The organism is Yoonia sp. (assembly GCF_036770585.1).
Classification (GTDB): Bacteria; Pseudomonadota; Alphaproteobacteria; order Rhodobacterales; family Rhodobacteraceae; genus Yoonia.
In genome coordinates this window covers 1-7,079 of the sequence record NZ_DAIPIW010000005.1, presented here as the reverse complement: position 1 = coordinate 7,079, position 7,079 = coordinate 1, and the positions used below count along the sequence as shown (strand labels likewise).

General features: G+C 60.7%; 8 protein-coding genes. All 8 read left to right on the top strand.

Annotation, left to right across the window (positions count from 1 at the left end; translation table 11 throughout):
• The coding region (locus V7N12_RS01820; RefSeq protein WP_333712235.1) for an aminotransferase class V-fold PLP-dependent enzyme at window positions 1–354 on the top strand (354 nt) is incomplete at its 5' end.
• 13 nt (window positions 355–367) lie between these two features.
• Window positions 368–1,891 (top strand): Fe-S cluster assembly protein SufB, encoded by a 1,524-nt coding sequence (gene sufB, locus V7N12_RS01815; RefSeq protein ID WP_333712234.1) that lies wholly within the window; start codon window positions 368–370, stop codon window positions 1,889–1,891.
• Between the two features lie 114 nt (window positions 1,892–2,005).
• Window positions 2,006–2,524: a hypothetical protein gene (locus tag V7N12_RS01810; protein ID WP_333712233.1), complete on the top strand. Its 519-nt coding sequence runs from the start codon at window positions 2,006–2,008 to the stop codon at window positions 2,522–2,524.
• Window positions 2,525–2,614: 90 nt separating this feature from the next.
• Entirely contained in the window at window positions 2,615–3,370 is a 756-nt protein-coding gene (gene sufC / locus V7N12_RS01805) for a Fe-S cluster assembly ATPase SufC (RefSeq protein ID WP_333712232.1), read from the top strand.
• Window positions 3,370–4,656 carry a Fe-S cluster assembly protein SufD gene (gene sufD / locus V7N12_RS01800; RefSeq protein ID WP_333712231.1) on the top strand — a complete coding sequence of 429 codons (1,287 nt, stop codon included), beginning with the start codon at window positions 3,370–3,372 and terminating at the stop codon, window positions 4,654–4,656. Before sufC ends, sufD begins: the two co-directional genes overlap by 1 nt.
• Window positions 4,656–5,159: a YIP1 family protein gene (locus V7N12_RS01795; protein ID WP_333712229.1), complete on the top strand. Its 504-nt coding sequence runs from the start codon at window positions 4,656–4,658 to the stop codon at window positions 5,157–5,159. Before sufD ends, V7N12_RS01795 begins: the two co-directional genes overlap by 1 nt.
• Complete coding sequence (locus V7N12_RS01790; protein ID WP_333712228.1) at window positions 5,156–5,752, top strand: YIP1 family protein; 597 nt, start codon at window positions 5,156–5,158, stop codon at window positions 5,750–5,752. Before V7N12_RS01795 ends, V7N12_RS01790 begins: the two co-directional genes overlap by 4 nt.
• Window positions 5,749–6,972 (top strand): cysteine desulfurase, encoded by a 1,224-nt coding sequence (locus V7N12_RS01785; RefSeq protein WP_333712226.1) that lies wholly within the window; start codon window positions 5,749–5,751, stop codon window positions 6,970–6,972. The genes V7N12_RS01790 and V7N12_RS01785 overlap by 4 nt, the downstream gene beginning before the upstream one ends.
• The last annotated feature ends 107 nt before the right edge of the window (window positions 6,973–7,079 follow it).

Here is a 7,079-nt window from a genome sequence, read left to right as displayed (position 1 = left end):
GTCGAAAAACTTAGAAATATTCTAGAAAGCGCCATTGAGGCCGCTTCAAACAATACTATTTTTGTCGGGAAAGGGCAGAAGCGACTGCCCAACACCTCTTGTTTCGTCACATCCGGCTGGAAGGGCGAAACCCAGGTGATGGCCATGGATCTGGCGGGATTTGCCGTTTCGGCAGGCTCCGCCTGTTCCAGCGGCAAGGTGAAGACCAGCCGCGTCCTGCGGGCGCTGGGGCTGGACGATGAAGCGGCGGCCTGCGCGTTGCGCGTGTCGCTGGGGATCGAGACGACGGAAGACGAGGTATCGCGCTTTGCCGAGGCCTGGTCGAAGAAGATGGCGCGGCGTCAGGCCGCTTGAGAGGAACGGAAAGATGACAGCTATGGACAAAGTCGTGGTCAAGGACGGCGTCGATCAGGAAACCGTCGAGGCGGTCAAGGAACTGTCCGGTGCCTACAAGTATGGCTGGGAAACCGAGATCGAGATGGACTTTGCGCCCAAGGGCGTCAATCCCGACATCGTCCGCCTGATTTCCACAAAGAACAACGAACCCGCCTGGATGACCGAATGGCGGCTCTCTGCCTTGCAGCGGTGGGAAAAGATGACAGAGCCGACATGGGCGATGGTCAACTATCCTGACATCGATTTTCAGGACATCTACTACTATGCCCGCCCCAAAAGCATGGCGACGAAGCCCAAGTCGCTGGACGAGGTCGATCCCAAGCTGCTGGCCACCTATGAAAAGCTGGGCATTCCGCTGAAGGAACAGATGATCCTCGCCGGTGTCGAAGGGGCCGAGGATACGCCCGCCGAAGGCCGCAAGGTGGCCGTGGATGCTGTCTTCGATTCCGTCTCGGTCGGCACGACGTTCCAGAAAGAGCTTGAAAAGGCGGGGGTGATCTTCTGTTCCATCTCGGAGGCGATCGAGAAACATCCCGAATTGGTGAAAAAGTATCTCGGCTCGGTCGTGCCGCCTTCGGACAACTTCTATGCGACGCTGAACTCGGCGGTGTTTTCGGATGGCTCGTTCGTCTACATCCCGCCCGGCGTGCGCTGCCCGATGGAGCTGTCGACCTATTTCCGCATCAATGCCGAAAACACCGGCCAGTTCGAGCGGACGCTGATCATCGCCGACAAGGGATCCTATGTGTCCTATCTCGAAGGCTGCACCGCACCCAAGCGCGACACCGCGCAGCTGCACGCGGCCGTGGTCGAGATCATCGTCGAGGAAGACGCCGAGGTGAAATACTCCACGGTCCAGAACTGGTATCCGGGCGATGAGGACGGCAAGGGCGGCATCTACAACTTCGTCACCAAGCGCGCCGATTGCCGTGGCGACCGTGCCAAGGTGATGTGGACGCAGGTCGAAACCGGTTCTGCCGTGACATGGAAGTATCCAAGCTGCATCCTGCGCGGCGATGACAGCCAGGGCGAGTTCTATTCCATCGCCATCGCCAACAACATGCAGCAGGCCGATACCGGCACCAAGATGGTGCATCTGGGCAAGAACACCAAGTCGCGCATTGTTTCCAAGGGGATCAGCGCGGGACAGGCGCAGAACACCTATCGCGGGTTGGTGTCCATACATCCCAAGGCCAAGCAGTCGCGCAATTACACACAATGCGACAGCCTGCTGATCGGCGACAAATGCGGGGCGCATACGGTGCCCTATATCGAGGTGAAGAACAACTCGTCCCGGGTCGAGCACGAGGCCACCACCTCCAAGGTCGATGACGACCAGTTGTTCTATTGCCGCAGCCGCGGCATGGACGAGGAAGAGGCGGTGGCACTGGTCGTGAACGGTTTCTGCAAAGAGGTTCTGCAGGCCCTGCCGATGGAATTCGCCATGGAAGCGCAGGCGCTTGTCGCGATCAGTCTCGAAGGGTCGGTCGGCTGATCATGGCCCTGAGGGACCATCATAATTGTCGCGCGCCCGTCACGCTGCGGCCTATTTGTTGCCAAGATTTCACGGCATTCTCACTTCGGGACAACGGTAGGGGTGTGGGGTGTCATGGCGCATCGCAAGCAGGATATCAACGATTTCAAAAGTCGCGTGGGCCGGATCAACAATCCGCGCAACAAATCCTATTACGATCCGGATTTGGGCATGCATGTTCCCAAGCGCGTGCCCCGCGACAAGATCAAGAAGGCCAAGGCCCACAAAGAGCCGACCTTTCTGGCCCTGTTCATTGTCTCGGCGGTTCTGGGCGCCTTCGGCTACTTCGTCGGACAGGTGATCCGCGTCCGCTACTTCCCCGAGGCAGAGGCCGCGCTGACCGTTCTTGCGCTGGATCTGGTTCTGGCGCTGTGGATGGTTGCGGTGATCACGGCGCTCTTGGGCAAACGGTCGCTCTTCGATCGCTTTTCACAGGTCGCGGGCATCTATGCGATGATGGTGGCCGGTCACAACCTGATCTGGCGCTGGCCCGAACCGATGGCCGCGATCTATACGCAGGATTACGTGGACAGCGTGCTGGCCTCGACCACGGAACTGTCGCTGATCGTCGGCGCCAACGTCCTTTCGTTCTAAACCCGACAATCGCAACGGCCTTGCACTGCACCGGGACACCACCGGTGCGGTTCGCTTGGCCTTGCCGAACCACCTTTTAAGGAGATAAAAATGCTTGAGATCAAAGGGCTGGAAGTCAAACTTGAGGAAGAAGACAAGCAGATCCTGAAGGGGGTGGACCTGTCCATCGCACCCGGCACGGTTCATGCGATCATGGGGCCGAACGGATCGGGCAAGTCCACGCTGTCCTATGTGCTCTCCGGCAAGGACGGCTATGTCGTGACCGCCGGATCGGCCACGCTGGAGGGGCAAGACCTGCTGGCGCTGGAACCCGAGGAACGCGCGGCCTCGGGTCTGTTTCTGGCGTTTCAATACCCCGTCGAGATTCCCGGCGTGGGCAATATGACGTTCCTGCGCACCGCGGTGAACGCACAGCGCAAGGCGCGCGGCGAGGACGAGTTGAGCGCGGGCGATTTCCTGAAGATCGTGCGCGAAAAGGCAAAAAGCCTGCAGATCGACGCCGAGATGCTGAAGCGCCCCGTCAACATGGGCTTTTCGGGTGGCGAGAAAAAGCGCAACGAAATCCTGCAGATGGCGATGCTTGAACCGAAGATGTGCGTGCTGGACGAAACCGATTCCGGTCTGGACGTGGACGCCATGAAACTGGTGGCCGATGGCGTGAATGCGCTGCGCTCGGAGGGGCGGTCGTTCCTTGTGATCACCCACTACCAGCGCCTGCTGGATCATATCAAACCGGATATCGTGCACATCATGGCCGATGGCCGGATCGTCAAGTCCGGCGGGCCCGAACTGGCGCTCGAGGTGGAAAACAACGGCTATGCCGATATCATGGCAGAGGTGGCCTGATGGCACTGGCGAAACTGAAACAGGACGTGACCGAGGCGCGACTGGCGGATCTGACCCTGCCGGAGGGCGCAGGCTGGATGAATGCCGCGCGGGCGGATGCCTTGGCCCGCGTGCGTCAGTTGGGCCTGCCGACGCGACGGGACGAGTATTGGAAATACACGGACCCGACCTCGCTGACCGCAGCGGATGCGCCGAAAGCCGCGCTGTTTCACAACGATGAGGGGGCGCTTTTCGCCGACACCGATCGTGTGCGTATCGTCTTCGTCGATGGTGTCTTCGATCCGGAAGCCTCTGATGATCTTGCCGCCGAAGGCATGACGATCGAGCGATTGGCCGATGTGGCCGAGACCGACATCCATTGGGCGAAGGATATCTACGGCGTTCTGGAATCCCGCGGCCAAAGGCCCGTGGCCCGCGCGCTTGCCGCGCTGAATACCGCCACGGCGACGGATGGCGTCGCGATCCGCGTGACCGGCAAGGCTGCAAAGCCCGTCAACCTGATCTATCTGCATCAGGATGAAACCTCGGACGCGGCGCTGCACAATCTCATCAAGGTCGAGGCCGGGGCCGAGGTCACGGTGCTGGAAACCGGCCCGGCGGCGGCGCGCTTTTCCAAGGTTCTGGAGGTGCAGGTCGCCGATGGCGGCACCTTCCACCATATCCGCGCGCAGGGCCGCGATCATGAACGGCGGGCGGTCACCCATTGCTTTGCCCAGATCGGGGCAGAGGCGACGTTCAAGTCCTTCACACTGACCTTCAACGGTATCCTGACCCGCAATGAATGCGTGATCGAGATCATCGGCGATGATGCGACCGCCCATGTGGCGGGGGTCTGTGTCGGTGATGGCAAGGACTTTCACCATGACGACACGGTGTTCATCACCCATGATGCGGTCAATTGCGAAAGCCGGCAGGTTTTCAAGAAGGTCTTGCGCAACGGCGCCACCGGCGTGTTTCAGGGCAAGATTCTGGTCAAGGAGGGCGCGCAGAAGACCGATGGCTACCAGATCAGCCAGTCGCTCTTGCTGGATGACGACAGCCAGTTCCTCGCCAAGCCCGAGCTCGAAATCTACGCCGACGACGTGGCCTGTTCACATGGCTCGACCTCGGGTGCGATCGACGAGGATGCGCTGTTCTACCTGCGCTCGCGCGGGGTGCCTGAAAAGGCGGCGCGCAACATGCTGACCCTGTCGTTTCTGGCAGAAGCGCTGGAAGAGATCGACGACGCGGACCTTGCCGAAGCCCTGCGTGACCGTCTGGAGTCCTGGTTGAATCGTCACAGCTGATGTCCGTCACCACCGATATCGTGCGCACATGGCGCAGGCCGCAGGCGGTCATTCGCGGTCTGCTTGACCAGGGCCGACGCGAGGACCGCGCCATCGTGTTTCTGATGATCAGTTGCTTTCTGATCTTCATGTCGCAATGGCCGCGCCTGCGCCGTGTGTCCGAAGGCTATGAACCCTCGCCATGGCCGCCGGACATCAATTTCGAAGGCATGATGACCTATACATTCTTCGCCTCGGTGATCATCCTGCCGCTTGTGATGTATGCTATAGCGGGGATAAGCCACATGATCGCGCGGGTTCTGGGCGGCAAGGGCAGTTTCTATTCGGCGCGGCTGGCGCTTTTCTGGACCTTGCTTGCCACTTCGCCGTTTATCCTGTTTTACGGCCTTGTGCGTGGCCTGATCGGGCCGGGAACACAGGCAACGCTGGTCGGTGTGGTGGGTGCAATCGCATTCCTGATCATCTGGCTGGCGTCACTTAGAGAGGCGGAACGCAGCCTATGACGATCACCTTTCAAAGCTGGATGCAGGCCGTCTGGTCCAGCATCGCGGAGCCTTCCGACACTGCGCGCAAAGTCATCGCGATGGAGGTGCCGAAACAGGCGCTCTGGACCGGGCTTGTGCTGGTGGCGGTGTTGAATGTCGTGCTGCTGTCGTTCTTGCAGTTCATCTCGCCGGCGCCGCAGGGGGCGACTGCGGGTGGCTTTGTCTTGTCACCCTTCGCTTATGCAATGATCATCGGGGTGTTTCTGGTGCTTTTCGTGCTGGGGACACACGCGGTCGGCCGGTTCTTCGGCGGGATCGGCACACAAGAGGCGACACTGGCGATCATCGTCTGGTTTCAGGCGGTCAGCCTGACACTCGAAGCGGTTCAGGTCGTGCTGGTTCTGATCAGCCCGGTCATCGGCTCGCTCTTCGGGCTCTTGTCTCTTGGGGTGTTGCTGTGGGTTTTTGTGAACTTCGTCAATGTCTTGCACGCATTCGACAGTGTCGGCAAGGCGATCTTCACGATCGTTCTGGCGCTGCTTCTGACGGCGCTGGGGGCAGGCCTGGTGCTGGCGGCCCTGGGGATCGGTCCATCGGGGGCTTTCGCATGACCTATGACGTGGCACAGATCCGCAGCGACTTTCCCATTCTGTCGCGCAGCGTGAATGGCAAACCGCTGGTCTATCTGGACAACGGCGCCTCGGCCCAGAAGCCGCAGGTGGTGATCGACGCCGTCACCCGCGCCTATGCGGAAGAATACGCAAACGTCCATCGCGGCCTGCATTACCTGTCGAACCTCGCGACCGAGAGATACGAAGGCGTGCGCGGGATCATTGCGCGGTTCCTGAACGCGGCCTCGGAAGAGGCGATCATCATGAATTCGGGCACGACCGAGGGGATCAACATGGTCGCCTACGGCTGGGCGATGCCGCGGATGCAGGCCGGCGACGAGATCGTGCTGTCGATCATGGAACATCACGCCAATATCGTGCCGTGGCATTTCCTGCGCGAAAGGCAGGGCGTGGTGATCAAATGGGTCGATGTGGACGCCAATGGCGATCTGGACCCGCAAAAGGTGATCGACGCCATCGGCCCCAAGACCCGACTGGTCGCCGTCACCCATATGTCGAACGTGTTGGGCACCGTTGTTGATGTCAAGGCGATCACGCAAGGTGCCCATGCCAAGGGCGTGCCGGTCCTGGTCGATGGCAGTCAGGCGGCGGTGCATATGCCCGTCGATGTGCAGGACATCGGTTGCGACTTCTACGCGATCACCGGTCACAAGCTATATGGGCCGTCAGGTTCCGGCGCGATCTATGTCCGCAAGGACCGCATGGCCGAGATGCGCCCCTTCATGGGTGGTGGCGACATGATCCGCGAGGTCAGCCGCGACACCGTCACATGGAACGACCCCCCGATGAAGTTCGAGGCGGGCACGCCGGGGATTGTGCAGATGATCGGCTTGGGCGTCGCGCTCGATTACATGATGGGCGTGGGGGTCGATGCGATTGCCGCCCATGAACGCGGCCTGCGCGACTATGCCCGCGACCGGCTGAACGGGCTGAACTGGCTACAGGTGCAGGGTCAGTCGGCGACCAAGGGCGCGATCTTCTCGTTCCGGATGGAGGGGGCGGCACATGCGCATGACATCTCGACCGTGCTCGACAAGAAGGGCGTGGCGGTCAGGGCGGGGACCCATTGCGCGATGCCGCTGATGGATCACATGGGTGTGGGCGCCACATGCCGTGCCTCGTTCGGGATGTACAACACGCTCGCAGAGGTCGACGCGCTGGTCGATGCGCTGGAACTTTGCCACGAACTCTTTGCCTGACCTTGGGTTTTCTGCGTTGCGAGGCAGGCCTTGCCCCGCTATAGACGCTGTGAGGCACCCGTAGCTCAGCTGGATAGAGTGCTGCCCTCCGAAGGCAGAGGTCACAG

Coding starts and splice junctions, on each gene's coding strand:
- V7N12_RS01790 (WP_333712228.1), top strand. CDS start 5,156: ATGACGATCACCTTTCAAAGCTGGATGCAGGCCGTCTGGTCCAGCATC.
- V7N12_RS01795 (WP_333712229.1), top strand. CDS start 4,656: ATGTCCGTCACCACCGATATCGTGCGCACATGGCGCAGGCCGCAGGCG.
- V7N12_RS01810 (WP_333712233.1), top strand. CDS start 2,006: ATGGCGCATCGCAAGCAGGATATCAACGATTTCAAAAGTCGCGTGGGC.
- sufD (WP_333712231.1), top strand. CDS start 3,370: ATGGCACTGGCGAAACTGAAACAGGACGTGACCGAGGCGCGACTGGCG.
- sufB (WP_333712234.1), top strand. CDS start 368: ATGACAGCTATGGACAAAGTCGTGGTCAAGGACGGCGTCGATCAGGAA.
- sufC (WP_333712232.1), top strand. CDS start 2,615: ATGCTTGAGATCAAAGGGCTGGAAGTCAAACTTGAGGAAGAAGACAAG.
- V7N12_RS01785 (WP_333712226.1), top strand. CDS start 5,749: ATGACCTATGACGTGGCACAGATCCGCAGCGACTTTCCCATTCTGTCG.